The 22662-nt window shown below is 48.4% G+C and carries 26 protein-coding genes; 25 read left to right on the top strand and 1 reads right to left on the bottom strand.

What is annotated here, in order from left to right:
* The first annotated feature begins 18 nt into the window (after positions 1-18).
* The 9 genes from DWW68_RS06130 (at position 19) to DWW68_RS06090 (ending at position 10229) form a co-directional block, all read left to right on the top strand.
* Positions 19-264: a DUF4315 family protein gene (locus DWW68_RS06130; protein ID WP_025577937.1), complete on the top strand. Its 246-nt coding sequence runs from the start codon at positions 19-21 to the stop codon at positions 262-264.
* Entirely contained in the window at positions 254-1366 is a 1113-nt protein-coding gene (locus DWW68_RS06125) for a DUF4366 domain-containing protein (protein WP_055158513.1), read from the top strand. The genes DWW68_RS06130 and DWW68_RS06125 overlap by 11 nt, the downstream gene beginning before the upstream one ends.
* A gap of 39 nt (positions 1367-1405) precedes the next feature.
* On the top strand, positions 1406-6316 hold the full coding sequence (gene srtB / locus DWW68_RS06120; protein WP_067536897.1) for a class B sortase: 4911 nt from the start codon (positions 1406-1408) through the stop codon (positions 6314-6316).
* A 62-nt stretch (positions 6317-6378) separates the two neighbouring features.
* A complete protein-coding gene (locus DWW68_RS06115) occupies positions 6379-6861 on the top strand; it encodes a hypothetical protein (RefSeq protein ID WP_015542949.1) in 483 nt (160 codons plus the stop codon).
* Between the two features lie 91 nt (positions 6862-6952).
* The gene (locus tag DWW68_RS06110) at positions 6953-7660 is read left to right on the top strand and encodes a DUF6088 family protein (protein ID WP_330410933.1); all 708 of its coding nucleotides are present in this window, start codon (positions 6953-6955) and stop codon (positions 7658-7660) included.
* Positions 7657-8655 (top strand): nucleotidyl transferase AbiEii/AbiGii toxin family protein, encoded by a 999-nt coding sequence (locus tag DWW68_RS06105; protein WP_055158508.1) that lies wholly within the window; start codon positions 7657-7659, stop codon positions 8653-8655. Before DWW68_RS06110 ends, DWW68_RS06105 begins: the two co-directional genes overlap by 4 nt.
* Positions 8656-8714: 59 nt before the next feature.
* Entirely contained in the window at positions 8715-9056 is a 342-nt protein-coding gene (locus DWW68_RS06100) for a hypothetical protein (protein WP_226875831.1), read from the top strand.
* A complete protein-coding gene (locus tag DWW68_RS06095) occupies positions 9052-9819 on the top strand; it encodes an FAD-dependent thymidylate synthase (protein WP_222847488.1) in 768 nt (255 codons plus the stop codon). Before DWW68_RS06100 ends, DWW68_RS06095 begins: the two co-directional genes overlap by 5 nt.
* Positions 9816-10229, top strand: coding sequence for a deoxyuridine 5'-triphosphate nucleotidohydrolase (locus tag DWW68_RS06090; protein WP_055158506.1), 414 nt, complete (start codon positions 9816-9818; stop codon positions 10227-10229). The genes DWW68_RS06095 and DWW68_RS06090 overlap by 4 nt, the downstream gene beginning before the upstream one ends.
* A gap of 119 nt (positions 10230-10348) precedes the next feature.
* Here DWW68_RS06090 and DWW68_RS06085 read toward each other — a convergent pair whose 3' ends face one another.
* Positions 10349-10663 carry a helix-turn-helix transcriptional regulator gene (locus DWW68_RS06085; protein WP_005361112.1) on the bottom strand — a complete coding sequence of 105 codons (315 nt, stop codon included), beginning with the start codon at positions 10661-10663 and terminating at the stop codon, positions 10349-10351.
* Positions 10664-10812: 149 nt separating this feature from the next.
* Between DWW68_RS06085 and DWW68_RS06080 the strand changes: the two genes are divergently transcribed.
* The 16 genes from DWW68_RS06080 to DWW68_RS06005 all read left to right on the top strand — a co-directional run bounded on the left by DWW68_RS06080 (position 10813) and on the right by DWW68_RS06005 (position 22655).
* Positions 10813-11322: an SLOG family protein gene (locus tag DWW68_RS06080; protein WP_055158503.1), complete on the top strand. Its 510-nt coding sequence runs from the start codon at positions 10813-10815 to the stop codon at positions 11320-11322.
* A 65-nt stretch (positions 11323-11387) separates the two neighbouring features.
* Positions 11388-11513 carry a DUF3789 domain-containing protein gene (locus DWW68_RS06075; RefSeq protein ID WP_081017347.1) on the top strand — a complete coding sequence of 42 codons (126 nt, stop codon included), beginning with the start codon at positions 11388-11390 and terminating at the stop codon, positions 11511-11513.
* 3 nt (positions 11514-11516) lie between these two features.
* A complete protein-coding gene (locus DWW68_RS06070; protein WP_118589739.1) occupies positions 11517-13625 on the top strand; it encodes a DNA topoisomerase 3 in 2109 nt (702 codons plus the stop codon).
* On the top strand, positions 13622-14005 hold the full coding sequence (locus DWW68_RS06065; protein ID WP_025580944.1) for a hypothetical protein: 384 nt from the start codon (positions 13622-13624) through the stop codon (positions 14003-14005). Before DWW68_RS06070 ends, DWW68_RS06065 begins: the two co-directional genes overlap by 4 nt.
* A 5-nt stretch (positions 14006-14010) precedes the next feature.
* Positions 14011-14379 (top strand): cysteine-rich VLP protein, encoded by a 369-nt coding sequence (locus DWW68_RS06060; RefSeq protein ID WP_055156923.1) that lies wholly within the window; start codon positions 14011-14013, stop codon positions 14377-14379.
* Positions 14380-14532: 153 nt separating this feature from the next.
* On the top strand, positions 14533-15165 hold the full coding sequence (locus DWW68_RS06055) for a hypothetical protein (RefSeq protein WP_025580946.1): 633 nt from the start codon (positions 14533-14535) through the stop codon (positions 15163-15165).
* Between the two features lie 13 nt (positions 15166-15178).
* Complete coding sequence (locus DWW68_RS06050) at positions 15179-16099, top strand: DUF4316 domain-containing protein (protein WP_005361129.1); 921 nt, start codon at positions 15179-15181, stop codon at positions 16097-16099.
* Complete coding sequence (locus DWW68_RS06045) at positions 16099-16797, top strand: hypothetical protein (protein ID WP_055158499.1); 699 nt, start codon at positions 16099-16101, stop codon at positions 16795-16797. Before DWW68_RS06050 ends, DWW68_RS06045 begins: the two co-directional genes overlap by 1 nt.
* Positions 16794-17138 carry a plasmid mobilization relaxosome protein MobC gene (gene mobC, locus DWW68_RS06040; protein WP_055158497.1) on the top strand — a complete coding sequence of 115 codons (345 nt, stop codon included), beginning with the start codon at positions 16794-16796 and terminating at the stop codon, positions 17136-17138. The genes DWW68_RS06045 and mobC overlap by 4 nt, the downstream gene beginning before the upstream one ends.
* Positions 17139-17223: 85 nt before the next feature.
* Positions 17224-17514 carry a CD1845 family protein gene (locus DWW68_RS06035; RefSeq protein WP_005361132.1) on the top strand — a complete coding sequence of 97 codons (291 nt, stop codon included), beginning with the start codon at positions 17224-17226 and terminating at the stop codon, positions 17512-17514.
* 88 nt (positions 17515-17602) lie between these two features.
* Positions 17603-19012 (top strand): relaxase/mobilization nuclease domain-containing protein, encoded by a 1410-nt coding sequence (locus DWW68_RS06030; protein WP_055158534.1) that lies wholly within the window; start codon positions 17603-17605, stop codon positions 19010-19012.
* Between the two features lie 364 nt (positions 19013-19376).
* A complete protein-coding gene (locus DWW68_RS06025; RefSeq protein WP_118322771.1) occupies positions 19377-20069 on the top strand; it encodes a response regulator transcription factor in 693 nt (230 codons plus the stop codon).
* Positions 20066-21097, top strand: a complete 1032-nt coding sequence (locus tag DWW68_RS06020; protein WP_005361155.1) for a HAMP domain-containing sensor histidine kinase — start codon at positions 20066-20068, stop codon at positions 21095-21097. The genes DWW68_RS06025 and DWW68_RS06020 overlap by 4 nt, the downstream gene beginning before the upstream one ends.
* A 27-nt stretch (positions 21098-21124) precedes the next feature.
* Positions 21125-21541: a hypothetical protein gene (locus tag DWW68_RS06015; protein WP_004611616.1), complete on the top strand. Its 417-nt coding sequence runs from the start codon at positions 21125-21127 to the stop codon at positions 21539-21541.
* Between the two features lie 182 nt (positions 21542-21723).
* On the top strand, positions 21724-21984 hold the full coding sequence (locus tag DWW68_RS06010; RefSeq protein ID WP_118589740.1) for a hypothetical protein: 261 nt from the start codon (positions 21724-21726) through the stop codon (positions 21982-21984).
* A 5-nt stretch (positions 21985-21989) separates the two neighbouring features.
* Entirely contained in the window at positions 21990-22655 is a 666-nt protein-coding gene (locus DWW68_RS06005; protein WP_005362411.1) for an ABC transporter ATP-binding protein, read from the top strand.
* Positions 22656-22662 lie beyond the last annotated feature (7 nt).

The following is a 22662-nucleotide window of genomic DNA, read 5'->3' as shown; positions in this document are numbered from 1 at the left end:
CAGATTGGAGGTAATAAATTGAATCCTAAAATTGAAAAACTGGAAAAGGAAATTGAAAAGACCAAAACAAAGATTGCGGAAATGCAGGCAAAGCTCCATAAGCTGGAGGAACAGAAAACAGAACTGGAAAATACCGATTATGTGGCGGTGGCGCGCAGTTTCAAACTGACGCCCCAGCAGCTTGCGGATTTTTTGAAATCACAGCAGGCAGCCCCTTCGGAAACTGTTTTACCGCAGGAGAAGGAGGATGTGCATGAGGCTTAAAAAACTTTCCCTGCTGCTGGCGCTTACGCTTCTTGTAAGTGTCAGCGCATTACCTGTAACGGCTCATGCCGGCGGTTCCAAAGACACCACACCGCCAACGCTGACTGCTTCCCTGGAGGGCGATGCCCTGAAAATAGAAAGCAGTGACGATCTATCCGGCGTGGAGGCGGTCTTTGTTGATGAAAACCGTATCAACTCCCTCACCGATGGGAAAGCGTCGGTTGCACTAAAAGATTATGCAGGAACAGAAAAACAGGTAAGCATATACGCAAAAGATTATGCCGGCAACCGTTCTGATGTGGTAAAGCTGGATAATCCGTATTACAAAGAACCGGCTCCTGAAAAGAAACCTGCTGCGGCAGCACCCCAGAGTCCGTCCGGTACACAGACAAAACCGCCTAAGGAAGAAAAACCTTCCGGCTCAAACGCTGCAACCCCTTCCGGCGGCGGAAATTCTTCCGGTTCAGATAACAGTACCGGACAGCAGGAAAATACTTCTGCGATCCCGGAAGGTGCATTTACCCCGGAAGGCACCGGAACGGTACAGGACAACATCAGCGGTACGGATGGGGAAAAACAGTTTTACACCATCACTACGGACGCGGGCAATGTCTTTTATCTGGTGATCGACGGGAAACGGGAAGATAACAATGTCTACTTCTTAAACGGCGTCACAGAGTCCGACCTGATGGCGCTTGCAGAAAAGAACAATGGCAGCATGAGCATGATTCCCCAGGAAGAAAGCTGCAACTGCACCGAAAAATGTGAGGCAGGAAAAGTCAATACCGGCTGTCCGGTCTGCAAAAATGACTTGAGTGGCTGCAAAGGAAAAGAAAAGCCGACGGAAACCGAAAAACCGGCTGAACCGGAAAAGCCGAAGAAAGAGACCGGCAGTGTCGGCACGATCCTGTTTATCCTTGCTGCCTTACTTGCGGTCGGCGGGATCGGTTACTATGTAAAAATCGTGCGTCCGAAACAGCAGGCCGAGGACGATGCGGAATTTGAGGATGACGGTTATGGAGAAGGCTTTGACCCGGATGAGGCATACGGGGAACCGGAATATCTTTCCGAGGATGATTTTGACGACAAGGACAGCAAATAAGGCTGTCCTTTTAGATTTTATGAAAGTGAGGATTTTTTCATGGAACATATCATAACCAGGCGCCGCGGCTTTCGCAAGCTGTTGGCGTTTTTGCTTTGTATGGCAAGCATTTTGGGGCTTCTTCCGGCTCAGGCTTTTGCCATGTCTGTCGGACAAACGGCAAGCTCCTGGCTGGGCGACCAGTATGTGGGCTCTGATGGAAACCACTACCGCGCCCCGGCACCTTACACCTATCTTGCCTACCATGCAGACGGAACCATCGACGTACACACCAGTTCCGGGGGCAATGCTTACCGGCACTATATGCTGACGGATTCTGACGGGATCAGCCATCAGGTTTACTGTGTGGAGAGCGGGATTCCTTACCATACTTCGGAAAACACCTATGTTTCAGAAAGCGGGACCAACAGCCAATACCTGAACCTGCTTCCTGCCGAGGCAAGGAGGGGGATCACCCTGACTGCGATCTATGGCTGGAAACCCGGTGCGACGCTCCCTGTTTCCGGGATCAACGAGGATGACTATAAGATGGCAACCCAGATCATCCTTTGGGAATACCAGCAGCAGCTTAGAAGCGATCCGTACAACCGCCACGGAAACGGCCACGCAGATGGTGACCAGTATTTCAGCGTGATCGCCGGACGACCGGCTGAAAAAGCCTATGACTGGATTCTGGCACAGGTCGCTTCCCATTCCACAGTCCCTTCCTTTACTTCTTCTAAGAAAAGCGAAGCACCGGAACTGGAACTGAAATGGGATGTAGAAAAAAAGGTCTATACCCTGACGGTCACAGATACCAACAACTTGAAGATCGACCTGGAGGCTTTGAAAGGCAGCGGCGTTTCTGTGACAAGAAACGGAAATGAATACACCTTTACCAGCAGGCAGATGATGATGGACCCGGTGCTGTTTGAATTCCGAAAGAATATCCCGGTGGCAAATGACATGCTGATCTGGGGCAGACCAGGCTACCAGACCATGATGACCGGCGCCAGCGATCCGGTTTCCTTCTTTGTAAAGATCAAAACGGAAACTTACGGTACTGCAAAACTTGTCAAGACCAGTGAGGACGGCATTGTTTCCGGTATCACCTTCCATATTTCCGGTACGGACATTTTGGGAAATGAAGTCAATGAGGAAGTCACGACCGGAGAAAACGGCCAGATTGAAAAGAAGCTCCTGCCGGGAACCTATCTGGTAAAAGAGCTGCCGGTGGACCGCTATGTGACCCCTTCCGCACAGTACGTGACCATTGAAAGCGGGCAAACTTCTTCGGTACATTTCAGCAATATCCTGAAGAAGTTCCGCGTCCATGTGGTAAAGAGCGACGCTGATACCGGAAATGCCCAGGGGGACGCCACGCTTGCAGGGGCGACCTATGGGATCTTCCGTGATGGCGAACTGATCGACACTTATACTACCGGGCCGGATGGCAGCTTTATGACTCGCTATTATGTGTGCGGGGATAACTGGACGATCCGGGAGATCGAACCGAGCACCGGGTATCTTCTGAATGAAACCGTTTATGAAGTGGGTGCATCCCCTTCCCTGTATGAAGTGGAACTCAATACCACAGAAAATCAGGTGACGGAAACGGTTATTTACGGAAATATCCAGCTTGTCAAGCACACCGATGACCTGGACCCGGATGTGCCTGAGGGCGAAAATACCGACGATCCCAATGCCGGTATCATCGAACGCCCGGAAGCAGGCGCAGTCTTTGAAATTTACTTAAAGGCAGCCGGAAGCTATGACGCGGCAAAGGAAAGTGAACGCGACCTTCTTACCACGGATGCGGATGGTTTTGCTTCCAGTAAACCGCTTCCGTATGGGCATTATACGGTCCATCAAATCGCAGGCGAGGAAGGCAAAGCCTTTGTCCCGGACTTTACGGTATTCATTTCCTCTGACGGAAAGACTTACAGCTATATCCTGAACAACCGCACCATCACAGCCCGTCTGAAAGTTGAAAAATGTGACGCAGAGACCGGAAAGATTATCCCTGTGACCGGAACCGGTTTTCAGATCAAGGATCTTTCCACCGGGGAATTTATCACCCAGACCGTCTACTATCCGAACCCGGAAACACTGAATACCTTCTATGTTTCTGACGAGGGCTGGCTGATGCTGCCGGAGCCTTTGGCCGCCGGGGATTATGAACTTTATGAGGTAGCTGCTCCTTACGGCTATGTGCTTTCCGACCAGCCGGTACCGTTTACCATTGACGGCAGCGAGGCGGTTGTGACGGTCACGCAGTACAATATGCCGCAGAAAGGCCAGCTTACCATCACAAAGACCGGAGAAGTATTTGCTTCTGTCCAGGAAAACGACGGACTGTACCAACCGGTATATGAGGTTGCCGGACTTCCTGGAGCGGTCTATGATGTGATCGCAGATGAAGATATTTATACCGGTGACGGTACCTTGCGGGCAGAAAAAGATACGGTTGTGGAAACACTTACGACCGGCGAGGACGGCACAGCGAAAAGCGGGTCTCTCTATCTTGGCCGTTATCGTCTGGAGGAACGTCAGGCGCCTTCCGGCTGTGTGTTGAATCCTCAACCGGAATATGTGGAACTGACCTATGCGGGTGAGACCATAGAGGTTACACAGACAGCGGCCGGTCTTTATGACGAACGCCAGAAAGTGGATGTCACACTTTTCAAGGCAATGGAGACCGATGACCTGTTCGGTCTTGGCATGAACGAGGAATATAAGGATATTTCCTTTGGACTTTATGCTTCCGCAGACCTGACGGCGGCAGATGGCAGCGTAATCCCGGCAGGTGGACTTCTGGAAGTGGTCTCTGTTTCGTCTGAGGAATCCGGCGGTTACAGCGCTTCCTTCGCTTCCGACCTGCCTTTTGGCAGCTATTATGTCAAGGAACGCACAACCAACGGCGCCTATATCCTTTCGGATCAGGAATATCCGGTTGTCTTTGAGTATGCTGGTCAGGAAACCGCCCTGGTACAGATCCTTGTCAATGAAGGCGAGGCTGTTTCCAATGAACTTCTCCGTGGGCGTGTAGACGGTGTAAAAGTCGGGGAAAACCCGGAAGGCGGCGAGGATGTCACGCTTGCCGGTGCGCTCATGGGTCTGTTTAGACCTGATACCGAAGAATTTACTGAAGAAAATGCGCTGCTTACTGCTATTACCGGAAAAGACGGCAGTTTTTCCTTTGAGAACATTCCTTACGGACACTGGATCGTCAAGGAGATCTCTGCCCCTGACCTTTATACGGTAAGCCCGCAGCAGCACCATGTATATATCGGTGCAGACGGACAGCATATCGAGATCCGTGTGGAAAACACCCTGATCCGCGGCAGTGTGCAGGTAACTAAAACCGAAGCTGTGGAGGAACCGTCCCCTGTGGAAAAGGAGGATAAGAAAGACAAGAATTCTTTCCTGCGCTTCCTGCCCGGTGCAGTGTTCGACCTGTATGCGGATTCCAACGCCAACCAGGAATATGATCCTGACGATCAAAAGATCGGTACGCTGAAAGAAACCGATGCAGGCTATCATACGGCGGAAAACCTTCTGGCTGGCGGCTACTTTATCAAAGAAAGCAAAGCGCCGGAGGGCTATCAGCCTGACTCAAACGCTTACTATTTTTCCATCACAGAAGATGGACAGGTCGCAGTTGTGGAAAATGGAGAAGCCGGGCACGGGTTTACCAATGAGGCTTACCGCGGCAACTTAAAGATCACAAAGGATTCCAGCGACGGGCGCAAAGATGGTTTTGCCATCGAGGTTAAGAGTGCGGACGGCTCCTACTGCGAGACATTCACCACTCCAAAATCCGGCGTGATTGAAGTTAAGGGCCTTCGTGTCGGTATTTATACCGTAACAGAAGTTGCAAACCGGGCAAGCAAGGATTACATCATTCCTGATGCCGCTACGGTGGAGATCAAGGCAGATCAGACATCTACAGTCCAGTTCTTTAATGAAAAACCGGAAAAGCCGGATAACCCAAAGAACCCGGAAAAGCCTTCTGTTCCCTCCAATCCTTCCACCCCTCAAAAGCCGGTACCGCAGACCGGGGATGATCCGTATATTTTCCTGTATGGCGGACTGCTGGCAGCCGTACTGATCGGTGGCAGCGTATTTGCTGTGTATTATTTCAAAAAGGGAAAATACAGCAGGACTTCCCCGAAAAGAACGGCTGTCGGGGTTTCTGTCCTTTCACTCTGCGTTCTGGTGGCTCTTGGCAGCGGTTTTTTGGTGTTCCGTGACTTGAACCAGTATGCTGAGAGTAAAGATGCCTATCGAGATCTTGCCGGATATGTGGAAGTACCGGAGCAGACAGCTTCCCCGGAGTCGGCACCCGATCCGACAGAACCAAAACGGGACGATGCCGATATTGTCCTGCCTTCGGTAGACTTTGAAACGCTCCGTGAAAATGGACCGGACATCATCGGATGGCTTTCTCTTCCTGATACGGTGCTCAATTATCCGGTGACGCATACCGACAACAACGAGTATTACCTGAACCATCTTTATGACGGGACCTATAACAAGGTTGGCTGCCTGTTTGCCGACTATGAAAACCGGGCAGATTTTTCAGACCGCAATACGATCATTTACGGTCATAATATGCGGGATGGTTCCATGTTTGCCTTGCTGAACCGGTACGATGAACAAAGTTACTTTGATACTCACAGGCAGATGTATCTCGTTACTCCGAAGGGGGGTTATGTCATGGAGATCTTTACGGCATTTGCAGCAAAACCGGAAGAATCCGGCAGTAAAACTTCTCCCTGGCAGCTTTCCTGGAAGGATGACGGTGCTTATACTACCTGGCTTACAGCTATGAAGGAACGTTCTGCGGTGGAAAGTGATGTGACTGTGACCTGCAGCGATAAGGTACTGACCCTTTCTACCTGTACGCCGGGCGGCACAGGACGCTTTCTTGTCATGGGAAAACTCGTGAAAGTAGATAACGAAATATAGATTTTAGACGGTGCGGGGGCAAAAGCTCCCGCACCTGCTGTTTACAAGGAGGATTTTATTTTATGGTAAATACCATGATTTCCATTCCCGGCTATGTCCATCTTTACCGCTCGCTTTTGCGGTTTTACGACATGCCGGAAAATGAAGTCCGGGAAATGCTCTATCTTCTGAATACGGCAAACCTGGACTGCTATGAGTATTATCACCCGGACCGCAGTGTGATCCAGAGCGGACCGGTCGCTTTTTGCGGATGGCTGGAAACGAAAGACTGCCGCCCTTACCGCACAGAGGTACAGCTTTACAAATCGCTGCTGTTTTTGAAGCGCAGCATTGACCGTGACCTGATCGTATCAGCTCAAAGGGAGGCTCTGCAAACCCTGCGCTGTATTATCTCCAATCTGGAATACCGCTTTTATAAAGCCTATGGCATGGAGATCGAGGACAAACGCACGGTCTATGGGGAATGTACCTACCGTCTGGTTCCCAGGGAGGATGAACCCAGCGTGTGCCTGATGCACGACTGGATCTACCTGCCAACTGCCTGATGTCACGAATAATATATAAAATATGTGACATATATGAAAACTGTACTGCCTTGCAAAATTTTTGATTTTTGATGTATAAATCAGATTTTTAATGGGAACACTCAAAATAAGAGGAATAGGACCTATTGCAATCATGTCACGAATAATATATAATATTCGTGACATGAAGGGAGGCGGTATTGTGGACAACGGATATACAAAACGAATACGAGAGCGTGTTCTTTCTCTTGAAGATGGAACTGTTTTTGTGATGTCTGATTTTGCGGATATTGCAGATACATCCACTATTCGTCAAAGTTTAAGCCGTTTAGTGCAATCAGGAACATTGCGCCGTATTTTGAAAGGAGTTTATGAAAAACCAAAATATAGCAAACTTCTGGATGAATATGTGGCGGCAGACCCGGAAGCGGTGGCGAACGCATTGGCACGAAGTTATCACTGGACGATTGCCCCATGTGGGAATACAGCATTGAACCTGTTAGGTCTTTCAACACAGGTAACAGCAGTATGGTCCTATATCAGCGATGGTCCATATAAGACCTACGAGTGGAACTCTACAAAGCTGGAATTTAAGCACCGGACCAATAAGGAGATTACCGGATTGTCCTATATGACAAGTTTGGTTATACAGGCATTAAAAACGCTTGGCAGATCGAATGTTACGCCAGAAGTCATACAGATGCTTTCCGAAAAACTGACAGACAAGGATAAACAGGCTTGTTTGAAGGAAGCAACCGAGTCTACGGATTGGGTTTACGATACGATACGGCAGATTTGTGGAGGTGAAAAGGTACAATGAGAAATATAGCAAGACTTTCAGATAACGACCGCAGGGAGCTGTTCAGAAATACAGCAGATAAAATGGGGCTGAATGATGCCATCGTGGAAAAAGACTTTTGGGTATGTTTTACGCTGGATTATTTATTTCACCGCTCACCATGGAAAGAGTCCATCACCTTTAAGGGAGGTACCAGCCTTTCAAAAGCCTTTCACCTGATCAGCCGGTTTTCAGAAGATATTGATTTGATTCTGGACTGGCGTGTATTGGGATATGGCAAAGATGAACCATGGGAGAAACGTTCCAATACAAAACAGGATGCTTTTAACAAAGAAGCCAATGTGCGTGCAGAGGTATTTCTGTCCGAAACATTCTGCCCGGCAGTCAAAGCCGGCTTATCCCAGGAAATCGGTTGTGAAGCAAATGTCTACATAGATGAAAAGGATAAACAGACGGTCATTTTCGCCTATCCGCACCTTTTTACGAATACGGCGACTTTACAGGTGATCCGTTTAGAGATTGGTGCGCTGGCAGCGTGGACTCCTGCAAAAACAGCGCTGATCGAACCATACGCGGCAAAATATTATCCGAAGATTTTTGAGCAAAAAGAAACCGCAATCCTTACCGTTGCCCCGGAACGGACCTTCTGGGAAAAAGCCACAATCCTGCACCATGAAGCGAACAGACCGGAACATTTGGAAATGCCGCAGCGGTATTCCAGACATTATTATGATCTCTACCGCATGGCTGCAACACCGGTCAAAGAAGCTGCTTTTTCCAGGCTGGATCTCCTGAAGAAAGTTGTAGATTTCAAAATGAAATTCTATCCCAGAGCATGGGCGAAGTACCCGGAGGCTGTGCCGGGCACATTAAAATTACTCCCGCCGGAATATCGGTTCGCAGCATTGGAAACGGACTATAACTCTATGCAGGATATGTTGTATGGGGATATTCCGACATTTGAGACAGTCATAGCAGCGGTCCAGGAACTGGAAAAAGAGATCAATACACTATAAACAATTACATATCCATTTATTTGCCGGCTATTCTAAGATGCTTTAGAATAGCCGGTTTCTTGTTTTCAAAGGAGGGATGCTATATTACGCAAAATGAAGTCAATGCCGTTTTTGACGAACAGGTGCGGCTCTGTGCTGATACCTTGAAACGGAAAACCAAAGAATACACCGGGGATGATCCGGACCGGCTGGGTGCATTTAAGGCAGCGGCAACTTTACAGCACACAACGCCCCAGCGTGCCCTTGCCGGTATGCTGGCAAAGCATATTGTTTCTCTATACGATATGTGCTTTGCCGAGGAAACAGTTTATCCGATGGACACATGGGACGAAAAGATCACAGACAGTCTTAACTATCTGTTCTTACTGAAAGCGATTGTAAAGGAGGGACATACCAATTAAACAGATTGAAGTAAAAATTTTGAACTGCCAGGCGGTAGCGGAAGCAGAAAAAAACATGGTCTTTGCGGCAAGACTTACCCAGCAGGGACATAAGATTGCCTCAATGGACGACCTGATGGAGCTCTACGAAAAATCATTCAGCGTTCAGACAGTAGCAGCTATGGGGGCGCTTCCCCATCCTACCATCCAGAAATTTGCGGTGATCACGGTAGCCATTGTCGGCGCCAGCAGGCGTTTTCTGGCGCAGATCACCCGCCACCAGAACGAAGTAAAATTTATGAGTGCATCGCTGCAGTACAGCAACTATACGGGACAGGCGGATTTCGCTGTCCCGTATTCTATTATGACGGCTCCGGCTGTGGTACAGGAGCTGTACTTAAAAAGTTGTAATGAAAGCATGAAATGTTATGAAGCCCTGTGCACTGCCGGAAGCGGGCACGATGCGGCCGGCTATGCCACGCCCCAGGGATTACGGAATGTACTGCTCATCAGCGCCACCCCTTATCAGTGGAAACATATCATCGGCCAGCGGGTATGCCGAAGAAATACAGATGAAACAAGGATCGTGCTGTTAAAGGTCTGGAAAGAACTTTATGACCTAAGCCCTGCCTTGTTTGCCCCGTCACTGACCGGGCCTTTCTGTCAGTTGGATCGATGTCTGGAAGGGAAAATGACCTGCGGGCGAAAACTGCAGGCAGATATGACGCCAGAGGATATTTTAGAAAAAGACTATCCCGCTCTTTGGGAAGGAGGCTGCCGATGAAAATAAAACTAATCGATTTTGGCGTGCCGGAGCACCAGCGTCCTTACCGTCCTCATGGCAATGATGCCGGAGCAGATGTTTATCTGCCCTATGACTGCACCTTACAGCCCGGAGAAATCGCCAAAATTCCTCTTGGCTTTGGACTGGAAATACCGGATGGGTATGCGGGATATATCTTTCCCCGTACCAGTATGGCGGTAAAAGGTCTGGTCTGTGAACTGCCGCCTGTGGATTCCGGCTACCGAGGAGAGATCCATGCGATCATCAGCAATGTAAGCAATCAGGCGCAGTCTCTTTTTAAGGGAGCCCGTATCGGGCAGCTTGTGATCACGCCGACTGTCATTGCGGATTTTGTAACAGATCTGGGAACAGAGCGAGGAACCGGCAGCTTTGGCAGTACCGGCGAATAGAAAAAGGCTGTTTGGGGAACAGTTTTTGAATACTTATCGGTATAGGGAGCGGACATTTCGAGAACATTATAAAATATAATAAAGAAAGTCACGAAAAAAGCGGCCATTACCGTGACCGCCTACTTTCTGCTATTGAGTTCTTTCATAATACCAAGGATATATTGCATGGATTGAGGATCAAGCTGTCTTGCCTCTGCAATGAATTCCTTCAAGGTTTCCGGGTAAGTATTTCCTTCGTCAAAGAATTCCTGCGGAGTCACACCCAGATATTCGCAGATGTAGAAAAAAGACTGCATAGCGGGAAGTGACTTTTTATTCTCAATATTATTGATGTAGTTGTTTGCCTGACCTAACGATAAAGACATATCGCGTGCGGAAACTCCTTTCTGTGTCCGCAGCTTCGCTAATCGTTCCGGGACAAAATCTTCATACATCGCCTTCACCTCCCATTCTGTAATAGATTGTACCTTACACCCCTTTATTATCCGCAAAGAGAAAAAGGGTATTATCGTTGACTTGCTAAATAAAATCTATTACTATGTGAAAAGTGAAGAAATTTACCTATCAGATGGAGGGATGACCGATGAAAGGAAAGACTTGCTGTGTTACCGGACACAGGGATTTGCCGCAGAATGAGATCAACAAAATAAAAGCCGCTTTGGAACATGAGATCGATGCTGCCGTTACAGATGGATTTACCTGTTTTATGAGTGGCTTTGCAGATGGCGTGGATCAGTATTTTGCAGAGCTGGTGTTGGAAAGAAAGCAGACTAATCCGGCGCTGGAGCTGATCGCAGTGATCCCTTACCGCAAACGTCTGGACAGCCTGAATAAGAAAACAAGAACCCGTGAACTGCTGGAGGCTTGTGCGGATGTTGTTGTCATACAGGAAAAATATCTCCCAAGCGTCTACTCCCACAGAAACCGCTATATGGTGGAGCACTCCGACCGAGTGATCGCTGTATATGACGGACGGGAAACCGGCGGTACGGCAAAGACGATCCGCTTCACCCATCGGATGAAAAAGGAACTGCGGGAAATCCCGGTTGGAGAGATCGTCCTGCCGGATCACTTGAAACCAAAAACAAAATAGATACCTGTTGATGCGCTCACTTTGAAGTGGGCGTTTTTCTTTACCCATTTTTAGGAGGAATGCTTATGTGGAACCTGATTTCACATTTCCTTACCTTTGCCGGAGGAATGGCTTCCGGCGTTATGTTGATGTGTCTTATGCAAACCGGAAAACTTGCGGATAAAGAATTTGAAACTATGAAGGAGGAATAAAAATTGAAACTTGTGATTGCAGAAAAGCCCTCTGTTGCTATGTCACTGGCAGCAGTATTAGGCGCAACGGAAAGAAAAGACGGTTATCTCGAAGGTTCCGGCTATCTGGTGAGCTGGTGCGTGGGACATCTTTTGGAACTGGCACAGCCGGAGGCTTACAAAGAACAGTACGCCAAATGGCGGTATGAGGATCTTCCGATCCTACCGGAAAACTGGAAATATGAAGTGCCAAAGGATAAGAAAACGCAGCTTGCCCTTTTGTGCCGGTTGATGAAGGACAAACGGGTGGATTCCGTGGTATGCGCTACGGATGCCGGGCGTGAAGGAGAACTGATCTTCCGTCTGGTCTATGAATATGCCGGATGTAATAAGCCTATGGAACGCCTTTGGATTTCCAGTATGGAGGATGCGGCGATCCGTGAGGGTTTTGACCATCTCCGTCCCGGCAGTGATTACGATAAACTCTATGATGCGGCAGTATGCCGGGCAGGAGCCGACTGGCTGATCGGGATCAATGCCACCCGGCTTTTTTCTGTCCTGTATGGTGTCACACTAAATGTCGGCCGTGTTATGTCACCGACGCTGGCACTTTTGGTACAGCGTGAGTCGGATATTGAATCCTTCATCAGCAAGCCTTTTTATGTGCCGGAAATCACCTGCGGAGGTTTTACTGCTTCCGGCGAAAAAATGACGGAACGATCCGAGGCTGAAAAAATCCGTATGGACTGTGACCACAACTCCGCTTTTGTGCGTTCTGCGGAAAAGCAGGTAAAAACTATACAGCCTCCCCGCCTTTATGACCTTACAACTCTGCAAAGGGAATGTAACCGTATTTATGGCTATACGGCTCAACAGACCCTTGATTATGTGCAATCTCTCTATGAAAAGAAGCTGGCAACCTATCCGAGAACGGACAGCCAGTATTTGACGAAGGACATGCAGGCAACCGCCGCTTCCCTGATCCTATGGCTGCGTGACAATATGCCCTTTGGAAAAGGCTGCGCCGGAGAGCCGGACATTGACCGGGTAACAGACGACAGCAAAGTGACCGACCACCATGCCATCATCCCAACTGTGGAGATTGCACGGACAGACCTGTCGGAGCTTCCTTCCGGGGAGCGGGATGTGCTTACCCTGCTTGCCGTCAGACTGCTTTGTGCCACAACGCAGGTACACCGATTTGAAGCGGTCACCGCTATATTGGACTGCCAGGGATATACTTTTACGGCAAAAGGAAAGACTATTTTACAGTCCGGCTGGAAAGAGGTGGAACGGATTCACCGTATGAGTATCAGGCAGAGTGAAACGGAACACAAAGAAAATGAAGCTGTCGCTCTCCCTGTGCTGCAGGAAGGACAGACTTTTGAAGCTGTATCAGCAAGTCTCCGTGAAGGGAAAACTTCACCGCCGAAACACTATACGGAGGACACACTGCTGTCCGCTATGGAGACTGCCGGTGCGGAAGATATGCCGGAAGATGCCGAGCGTAAAGGATTGGGTACTCCGGCTACCCGTGCGGCAACACTGGAAAAGCTGGTTTCTGCCGGATTTGTACAGCGAAAGAAAAAGCAGCTCATTCCTACGGAAAAAGGAAAGAACCTGATCGCAGTCCTGCCGGACAATATCAAATCTCCCATCTTAACTGCAGAATGGGAATCCATGCTGAAACAAGTGGAACATGGCGAACTGTCGGCAACATCTTTTATGGATCAGATTGCAGATATGAGCCGGACGCTGGTAAAAGAACATACTACCCCGGAAGAACGTTTTGCGGATCTGTTTCCTTCTTCCAGAGGAACTGCACATGAAGCCGTAGGGGTATGTCCTCGCTGCGGAGCCCCGGTATATGAAGGAAAGAAAGGTTTTTTCTGCGACAACAGGGAATGTTCTTTTGCTCTTTGGAAAGATAACCGTTTCTTTTCCAGCAAGAAAAAATCCATCACAAAGTCTGTGGCAGCGGCTCTTTTGAAAGAGGGCCGTATTTCTATGTCCGGGCTTTACAGTGAAAAAACAGGAAAGACCTATGATGCGGAAGTGATTCTGGATGATACCGGCGGTAAATATGTGAATTTCAAGCTGGAATTTCCAGTAAAGAAAGGCAGGCGTAAATGAGCGATCGAAAAACCTTTGAATATGGCGGTTATCACTTCACGCCCATACGAAAATTTCACAAAAAAGAAGGCGACTTTTTCGCCATATCGAAACGGCTGGCAAGTGACCCCAACTTAGGGCTGTGTACCTATCAGGATCGGCAAAAAGCACCTTATGATTACAAAGACTTTTATACCGTTTCAACAGACAAAGAATGTGATATTTTCCGCTGCGAAGAAAATGGATTGTTGTATGTACCAGGAAAAAATGAACTTTTTATTTACCATGAACCAAAACAGAAAAAGCGGAACTCTATCGCCGATGCCCTTTCACAGCCCAGGAATGTTACTGATACAACCGAAATTTCCAGCGGTCGGCAAAGCAGAGCCCCAGAAAGGTAGGCGTTATGGCGGAGAGAGAATTGAACCGCTCGGAGCGGGCTACGATCCGAAAGCTGGTTACGGAGCTTTGCGCCAACTATGACTCCCAGGATAAGATCTGCCTTCCTCTGGACAGCCCTTGTTACATGCTGAATAAATGGTGGACCGGTGCTTATTGCAGGTACTTTGAAAAAGCGGTGCTGCCGGTGGATGCAGCACTGGAATCAGCCATTACCGGCGAGGACACCTCCATGAGACAGAAAATATGCCCTGTGTGTGGAAAGGCATATCTTCCTACAACCAGCCAGGCATATTGTTCCGCTGCCTGCCGGGTCTATGCAAGACGGAAATCCGAGCGGGAACGCAAACGCCGGAAGCGGCAAAACCAACCATGATATGTCCGCAACTTAGCCTTAAAAGTCCTTGATTTTCAAGGGCTTTTTGCACCTGTTTTCAAGGGAGCTGTATAAGAATACTCCGGTGCTTTGAAATGAGGTTAAGTTGCGGACAAAACATATATTTTAACAAAAACGATAGGAGGCGATTTTTTGAATATCAACACGATTACTGCGGAGGATCTTCGCCGCATGCCGGATAAGGAAGGACTGATTTTACAGGGCTGTGGCGGGGATCTGACAGAGTGGGTGGACGGGATCAATGAAATGCTGACAAAAGCAGGCATATTGAAAGATGGCTGTCAGTTTGAGAATGTGGCTGCTTTTCAGCACGGCGAACTGACCTGTCTGCTTTACCCGTTTGATGATGTGAAACTGGATATAGGAAAACTTGCCCTGTGGCGTTTACAGACCCATGAAGTCTATGGCGGCACATGGCTGTCGGACTTTGTGCCGAATTATTTAGGCGGATTTATAGAAACACCGGAAGCGTTGGCAGATAAACCGGATTGTCCGCTGATCGGAGCAGATGGGAACATTTTTAATCTGCTGGGTATTGCTTCCCGTACTTTGCGGGAGCATGGTTTGAAAGAACAGGCAAAAGAAATGTCTGATCGGGTATTTGTTTCCGGCAGTTATGGAGAAGCGCTCTGTATCATTGGCGAATATGTCAACATCACAGATTCCAAACTGGAGCATAAGAATTCTCTCCGTCAGCAGCTAAAAGCAACAAAACCGGCAGACCCGGTAAAAAAGCAACAAACTTCCAAACAGCAGGAACGATAAGGAGGGATGCGGAATGGAAAAGAAACGGACCTATGGTGTATGGGCAGTACGAAGCAGCACTTCTATTTTCGGACCGGCACAAAGCTGGTGCAAGGAAAATGGAAAACCGTTGGAGTTTGATACCAAAGCTGCTGCTGAAAACTATGCAAAGGAAGCCAACGAACATACGACAGCAAATGTCCGATACTATGTGAAAGAAAAAGAACCGGAGCCCGGTGCTGTTCGGAAAGGAACATCTCAACCGGAGCTGGATGCACGCAGCCATGAAGAAGTGATACCAAGAAATGATGCAGCGGAAAAACAAAATGAGATTCCGGGCAGACAGATTCCTTCTCAAACAGATCCGCTGGTAGAAATCCGCTCTGCGGTCCATAGTAATTACGCGGGTATGGTCGCTATGCTGGGTGCGGACAACCGTGTGTATTTGGGGCGTGAGGAACGCTGCCATTACCAGAATATGCAGCCATCTTACTATGACAATCAGGACGGTTCCCTGTGTTTTGTCTGTGATCAGCCCGACATGTACTATTTTCTCTATGGAGAAGGCTGGGCGCATACCCAGGCGGAAATGCTGGAACGAGGGCTTACCCTGCGCCAGTATGAAGAATTTGCAAGACTGCAAAATGGGGTCCTTGCACAGTTTACCACCCAAAGAGAAATTCTGTTTGCCGGACAGCCATTTCAGGCGCCGGAGAGTTATCTGCGCAATGCAGAACTTTATGAGGAAGGTCAGACCGGCAACTACAATATGCTGGATGGCAGGCTGAACAACGAACCTCCTGTGCGCCCGGATCTGACAGACGGACAGACGGATGAAGAAATCCGGGAGCTGGTGCCGGAAGCAAAGCCGTCTTTGATGGACCGTTTGAAAGCAGACAAACCGGAGCATGAAGCAAGGCAGATGATCCCTCCGGTGCCGGAAAGGGAACGCTGATGGCCGGGGTAAGATTTGAGGATGTAGATCTTTTGGGTGCTCTTTCCCGTATCGTAGATCTTCATACCCAACATTATAAAGAGGACTTTGACCTGGATAAGGAACTGATCTCAAAACTGGCTGTGTCAGAGCGTTCAGAGGATAAACAGCTTCTTTGGATGTCACGCCCTTGCGGAACCTATACCCTGCGCGAACGGGAAGTTTATCTGGAGGGCAGCCATGAAAACAAAGTGTGGCGGTTTTACCAGGAGCAGACAAATGATCCCGTTTTGGCTTATGCCATCTCTTTGAAAGAAGTCAGGGACGGAAAAATATTTGGCGATCTCTATCCGCTAAATTATAGAGAACATGTGGAACGGATGAAAAAATTGACCTGTCCAATCGGAAATGTAGCCGTTGCTTTTGAGGATGGAAATGTTATCACGATTCCCTATCAGGAACGGAGACAATTTATGAACCGGCTTATGCCAGAGCATGGAGCCCCTAAAACAATGACTTATCTGCCAGAAAATGAGCCGGAGCTGATGATAATTCTAAAACGGGAACGCCTCAAACGCAGCTATCATGCGACAGCCGGAAATCTGGAGGAATATCTTGATAAGCTGGAAAAGACCACCCTGCGGGAAAAACTCAAAAGAGCAAAGACGGCGGTTTCGACGCAGGAGGTCTCATCTCATAAAAGAGGGTTGGAACGATGAATGGCGGGCATAACAAAAAATCCGTCCGCGTCGAATTTGTCATGTCCGAAGCGGAGGCCGAACTGGTAAAAGAACGCATGGCGGAACTTGGCATTACCAACCTGTCGGCATATCTGCGAAAGATGGCCGTAGACGGTTACATCATCCACCTTGATATGGGAGATATTCAGGAAATGATCCGGCTTCTCCGCATTTGTTCCAATAACTTAAACCAATATACCAGACGGGCCAATGAGACCGGCAATATTTATGCCGCAGATATAGATGACATCCGCACCCGTCTGGACAGCCTTTGGGATGGCATGGACAAACTGATCCGGGGATTTGCAAACATTTCATAAACAGCCGGAAAGCCGTTGCTTTCTTTTTGCCGTCACGGTAAAATTTTTATAAGGGCAGATGCCCTTCTGAAAGGAGGCAAAGCGTATGCGTTTGATAGGTAAATTACTGGCACTTCCCTTTATGCTGGTTACGGGGATTCTTTATCTGGTATGTAAATTTTTAGTGGTTCTTTCCGGTGCGGTACTTGGGATTCTTTCTGGGATCATCTTTCTGGCGGCATTGGTGCTGTTCTTTGTCGCAGGATTTTTGCCGGGTCTTGCATGGCTTATGATCGCCTTTCTTATCAGTCCATACGGTCTGCCTCTGGCGGCTGCATGGCTGGTAGGGATCATTGGCGGGGCAAACAGTGCCTTAAAGGATTTTATATTTGGTTAAGCAGATTTGGCGGGGCGCATAGGCAGCCCCGCTCTTTTTCTGCAATTATAACTTCTCTGATTGGAATTAAGTTAAGGAGGTGACGAAAATAGCGACCACAAGACTGATGCCTCTGCATGTAGGAAAAGGTCGGAATATCTCTACTGCGATCTCAGATATTATTGATTATGTAGAAAATCCGCAGAAAACCGATTTTGGAAAATTCATTTATGGCTATGAGTGTGATACCCGGCTTGCTGATGCAGAGTTTCTTCTGTCCAAACGACAGTATGCAAATCTGACCGGCAGAAATCAGGGTGCAGATGATGTGATCGCCTACCATCTCCGTCAGGCATTTAAGCCCGGCGAAGTTACGCCAGAAGAAGCTAATCAGATCGGCAGGGAGCTGGCACTGAAGCTCACAAAAGGAAACCATGCCTTTGTTGTCTGCACCCATGTGGATAAGCACCATGTCCATAATCACATCATTATCAACTCTACTACACTGGACTGTCAGAAAAAATTTCGCAACTTCTGGGGTTCTACCTGGGCAATCCGGCGAATGAATGACAAGCTGTGTTTGGAGCATGGACTTTCGATTGTAGAAAATCCGAAACCCAGCCGGGAGCATTATGGCACATGGCTGGGAAATAAAAAGCAGCCTTCCTTTCAGGAGCAGATACGCATTGCTATTGATGCTGCATTAGAGGAAAAGCCAAAAGATTTTGAGGAACTTCTAAAGAAGCTGGAGGCTGCCGGGATTGAAGTTAACCGTGAAAGAAAACATCTTCGGTTCCGAGTTCCGGGACAAGAAAATTATACCCGATGCGATACGCTCAAAGGCGATTATACAGAACAGGCCATCAAAGAACGAATTGCCGGTACACGGACAGTAAAATCCCACCATACTTTTTCAAAAAAACCGGTTTCCAAAGTTGGATTGCTGGTAGATATAGAGGCTGCAATCCGTTCCGGCAAAGGTCCCGGTTATGAGCGTTGGGCAAAAGTGTTCAACTTAAAACAGCTTTCCCAGGCAGTGCTCTACTTAAAAGAACATGGCGATATGGGTTATGAGGATCTTCTGGAAAAAGCCAACGCCGCTACCACTAATTTCAATACCTTATCCGTTCAAATTAAAGATTTAGAGTCAAGAATGAACGCCAATGCCGAGCTACAAAAGCAGATCGTAAACTATGCGAAAACGCGGGCTGTCTATGTAGAATATCGCAAAGCCGGGTACAGCAAAAAATACCGAATAGTACATGAGGCTGAAATTCTGCTACACCAGGCGGCAAAGAATCATTTTGACGAGCTAGGAATCCAAAAGCTCCCCTCTGTTAAATCTCTCCGGGAGGAATACACCGATCTTCTGGAACAAAAACGGAAAGCCTATTCTGCCTATAAGCAGGCCAAAAATGATATGAAAGAACTTCATAATGTTCGGGCTAATGTGGAATATCTATTAGAGATTTCTTCCCCACCGCTACCGCAGCGCAGCACAGAAAAATCACGTCAATAAGGTTTGTCAGCTTTTCGTTTTCAGCGTTCCAACGGAACGCGCAGCCATTGCCACCGGCAATGATCTCAGGGGTTTGGGGATATGTCACCAACAAGCATTTAGCAGGAATTCCGGGAACGGGATTTCTGCTAAATACGCAATCTTACGTAAGATTGCATTGCTTGCCAGTAGTTTTAAGAGTTTTTGGCAGAGGATCTGTTTACAGTTGCCGCATTGATAAACCTTTGATAACTGCCTATAATAGAGTTGTTATTTTGAACTGCTATAACAGAGAAATGCAAAAAATTAAAATTTTTTGTCCGCTGTAACATTTCGCGGACATTTGCCTGTTATACTATCTGCAAAAAGCAAAGGAAGTGAGAATATGAAGCAGATTTTAATTGTCGAGGACGACAGTTTTTTGAATAAGATGTTAGACTATAACCTGACCGCAGACGGCTACGGCGTGACTTCTGCCCTAAACGCCAGAACCGCAGCCGAAGCCATACGCCAGCGGGAATTTGACTTAGTGCTGCTGGACATCAACCTGCCGGACGGCAACGGTTTTGAGCTGTGCAAACTGATAAAGCCCCAGCACCCGGACACCATTGTGATTTTCCTGACCGCTAACGATCAGGAGAGCGACCAGATACGGGGCTATGAGGTGGGCGCGGTGGACTACATCACAAAGCCCTTTGTGATCGGGGCCTTGCAGCGAAAAATCAAAGCCATGTTCGCCATGCTGGAACACCACAAACCGGCCAAGGACATTTACGACGACGGGCGGCTGTTTCTGGACTTCTCGGAGCAGACGGCTTCCTTAAACGGCAAGCCCCTGACCCTATCCCCGATGGAGTACAAAATGCTGAACCTGTTCCGTAAAAATCCCCGGCAAGTGCTGACCCGTGGGCAGCTTTTGGAAAAGCTGTGGGATATAGACGAGAAGTTTGTGGACGAACACACCCTGACAACCTCCATCAGCCGGATTCGGAGTAAGATCGAATCCGACGGCGGCGCGCCCTACATCAAAACTGTTTACGGCATGGGCTATCAATGGACGGGAGGCGAGGCAAAATGAAGTTGCAAAATCTCTCGGTAAAGCGGCTGTTTGGCCGGGTAGCAATGGGGCTTGTCCTTTCCATGTCCGGGATCACCATAGCCCTGTTTCTTGTGACAAAACAGACGGCGGTGCTGCTGACGGGCGGGGCGCTGCTGCTGTGCGCCCTTGTGGGGATTTTTGTACTGACGCAGGCGTTTGGAAAGCGACTGTCGCAGTTTACCGCTGACCTATGCCAGACTTTAGACCACATGATCGCCGGAAATGAAGCGCCCCAGCGGCCAGAGGACAGCGAAACCCAGCTTGCCAGAATTGGACACCGGCTGGCAAGGCTCTATCAGATCATGCAGGAGAACCGCCGCCGGGTGGACGAGGAACGGCAGGAGTTACAGACCCTTGTATCGGATATTTCCCATCAAGTGAAAACGCCGGTAAGCAATCTGAAAATGGCGACGGACACGCTGCTGGAAAAGCCTATGACCAAGGCGGAGCGCACCGACTTTATCCGGGGAATCCGCAGCCAGACGGATAAGCTGGACTTTCTCTTTCAGGCCCTTGTGAAAACTTCCCGGCTGGAAACGGGCGTGATCCAGTTGGATAAGAAACCGGGCCGCCTCTTTGATACCGTGGCACAGGCCATGAGTGGAATTGTGTATGCAGCAGAGAAAAAGGAAATCGTCGTGTCCGTGGACTGCCCGGAGGATTTGACCGTTTTCCATGACAGCAAGTGGACATCCGAAGCCCTTTTTAACCTGCTGGACAATGCGGTGAAGTACACCCCGGCAGGCGGGAAAATCGCTGTGTCGGTGGTGCTGTGGGAAATGTATGTGGAAATCAAAGTAGCCGACACCGGCAAGGGCATTTCCGAAAGCAATCAGGCCGCCATCTTCCGGCGCTTCTATCGTGAGGAAGAAGTACACGAACAGCAGGGCGTGGGCATTGGCCTGTATCTGGCCCGCGAGATCGTAACACGGCAGGGCGGCTATATCAAAGTGGTTTCGGAGCCGGGCAAGGGTTCGGAATTTTCCATTATGTTGCCGACTAAATAAAGCACACTTATAACAGGAGAAAACACCATGAAAAAAATCAATTTTTGCAAAGCAACAACAATCATCTTAATAATCAATGTTATTTTATCTATTGTTTTATTTTTCGTTGTTCCTGATAAAATAGCAATTCAATGGGTAGGTACATCCCCCAGCAATGCAGTAGATTCTTACTATGTATTTTTGGTGCCGGTATTGTCAGTGCTTTTTGCTTTTACGGGAAAACCTATTTTTACAATGTTCCTGTTTAGATTGTGGAATAGAACTAACGAGCATTTAGTGACATACTTAAATTTGTGTCTGCAAGTTGTATTTCTTACTTGTGAAATCTATATCGGATTATATAACCTATGTAATTTTAATGTTGCCATTAGTATAATTCTCATTGTGGAACTTATGATAGATGTGGTGATTGGATTGAAATTATTTCACAATCAATCTATCTAAAAGATTGTGTAGTATGATTCGGCGGACGACCATTTCCGGCTGTCCGCCGTGAATTTTTTTGAAATGTCCGAGCGTTGTAACATTTCACCCCGATTTTCAATGAAATTTTTTGGCCGCTGTAACATTTCGCGGACATTTGGGTTTTACAATACCCTTATCAACAAAAGTGAGGAGGCGACGCAATGGAACTGACCCCGACATTGATTTTGAATCTGGCGCTGCTGATCGTCCCGCCCGTTGCCCTTGTGCTGGTGTTCCGGCAATGGCTGACCCGGCACATCCGCTGGACGGTTGCCTTGACTGCTCTCTGTGATGTTCTCCTATTTTGGGATGAACTGTTCTACTATGAGAGCTTCGGCCTGTTCGCTGTGCTGATTCTGGTGCAGTTGGCGGCCACCGGCGCAGCAGCGTTCCGCATTTACAACAAACAAAAAAAGGATTGAATTTTATGAGCATTTTACAGACTATCGACCTGAAAAAGTATTACGGCACAGAGCCGAACATCACCCGCGCCCTTGACGGTGTGAACTTCTCCGTGGAGGACGGCGAATTTGTGGCCGTTGTGGGAACCTCCGGCAGCGGCAAGTCTACCCTGCTTCACATGATGGGCGGGCTGGACACCCCTACTTCTGGCAATGTGATTGTCCGGGACAAAGAACTGTCGAAGATGAACGACGAACAGCTTACCATCTTTCGCCGCCGCAACATCGGCTTTATCTTCCAGAACTATAACCTTGTTCCGATCCTGAATGTGTATGAGAACATCGTCCTGCCGGTGGAGCTGGACGGGGACACGGTGGATCAGAAGTTTTTGGACGAGATCGTTCACCTGCTGGGACTGGAAGATAAACTGAAAAATATGCCGAACAATCTTTCCGGCGGACAGCAGCAGCGTGTGGCGATTGCCCGCGCCCTGATTACCAAACCGGCTATTGTGCTGGCCGACGAGCCGACCGGCAACCTTGACAGCAAGACCAGTGCCGAGGTGCTGGGGCTTATCAAGCGTACCAGTGCGGAGTTCCGGCAAACTGTTGTGATGATTACCCACAATGACGACATAGCCCGCCTTGCAGATCGGATTGTCCGCATTGAGGACGGCAAGATTGTGGAATAAGGAGGTG

The sequence above is a fragment of the Eubacterium sp. AF16-48 genome (genome assembly GCF_003479405.1).
In the GTDB taxonomy this organism is placed as follows: domain Bacteria; phylum Bacillota; class Clostridia; order Lachnospirales; family Lachnospiraceae; genus Eubacterium_G; species Eubacterium_G segne.
Note: the sequence above shows the minus strand (reverse complement) of the source record. Positions and strands in the feature narration are given on the sequence as shown.

Bases quoted from the DNA above. Each gene is read 5' to 3' on its own strand.
- DWW68_RS06125 (WP_055158513.1), top strand. From the start codon at position 254: ATGAGGCTTAAAAAACTTTCCCTGCTGCTGGCGCTTACGCTTCTTGTA.
- srtB (WP_067536897.1), top strand. From the start codon at position 1,406: ATGGAACATATCATAACCAGGCGCCGCGGCTTTCGCAAGCTGTTGGCG.
- DWW68_RS06115 (WP_015542949.1), top strand. From the start codon at position 6,379: ATGGTAAATACCATGATTTCCATTCCCGGCTATGTCCATCTTTACCGC.
- DWW68_RS06110 (WP_330410933.1), top strand. From the start codon at position 6,953: ATGGGAACACTCAAAATAAGAGGAATAGGACCTATTGCAATCATGTCA.
- DWW68_RS06105 (WP_055158508.1), top strand. From the start codon at position 7,657: ATGAGAAATATAGCAAGACTTTCAGATAACGACCGCAGGGAGCTGTTC.
- DWW68_RS06090 (WP_055158506.1), top strand. From the start codon at position 9,816: ATGAAAATAAAACTAATCGATTTTGGCGTGCCGGAGCACCAGCGTCCT.
- DWW68_RS06085 (WP_005361112.1), bottom strand. From the start codon at position 10,663: ATGTATGAAGATTTTGTCCCGGAACGATTAGCGAAGCTGCGGACACAG.
- DWW68_RS06080 (WP_055158503.1), top strand. From the start codon at position 10,813: ATGAAAGGAAAGACTTGCTGTGTTACCGGACACAGGGATTTGCCGCAG.
- DWW68_RS06075 (WP_081017347.1), top strand. From the start codon at position 11,388: ATGTGGAACCTGATTTCACATTTCCTTACCTTTGCCGGAGGAATGGCT.
- DWW68_RS06065 (WP_025580944.1), top strand. From the start codon at position 13,622: ATGAGCGATCGAAAAACCTTTGAATATGGCGGTTATCACTTCACGCCC.
- DWW68_RS06060 (WP_055156923.1), top strand. From the start codon at position 14,011: ATGGCGGAGAGAGAATTGAACCGCTCGGAGCGGGCTACGATCCGAAAG.
- DWW68_RS06050 (WP_005361129.1), top strand. From the start codon at position 15,179: ATGGAAAAGAAACGGACCTATGGTGTATGGGCAGTACGAAGCAGCACT.
- DWW68_RS06045 (WP_055158499.1), top strand. From the start codon at position 16,099: ATGGCCGGGGTAAGATTTGAGGATGTAGATCTTTTGGGTGCTCTTTCC.
- mobC (WP_055158497.1), top strand. From the start codon at position 16,794: ATGAATGGCGGGCATAACAAAAAATCCGTCCGCGTCGAATTTGTCATG.
- DWW68_RS06035 (WP_005361132.1), top strand. From the start codon at position 17,224: ATGCGTTTGATAGGTAAATTACTGGCACTTCCCTTTATGCTGGTTACG.
- DWW68_RS06025 (WP_118322771.1), top strand. From the start codon at position 19,377: ATGAAGCAGATTTTAATTGTCGAGGACGACAGTTTTTTGAATAAGATG.
- DWW68_RS06020 (WP_005361155.1), top strand. From the start codon at position 20,066: ATGAAGTTGCAAAATCTCTCGGTAAAGCGGCTGTTTGGCCGGGTAGCA.
- DWW68_RS06015 (WP_004611616.1), top strand. From the start codon at position 21,125: ATGAAAAAAATCAATTTTTGCAAAGCAACAACAATCATCTTAATAATC.
- DWW68_RS06010 (WP_118589740.1), top strand. From the start codon at position 21,724: ATGGAACTGACCCCGACATTGATTTTGAATCTGGCGCTGCTGATCGTC.
- DWW68_RS06005 (WP_005362411.1), top strand. From the start codon at position 21,990: ATGAGCATTTTACAGACTATCGACCTGAAAAAGTATTACGGCACAGAG.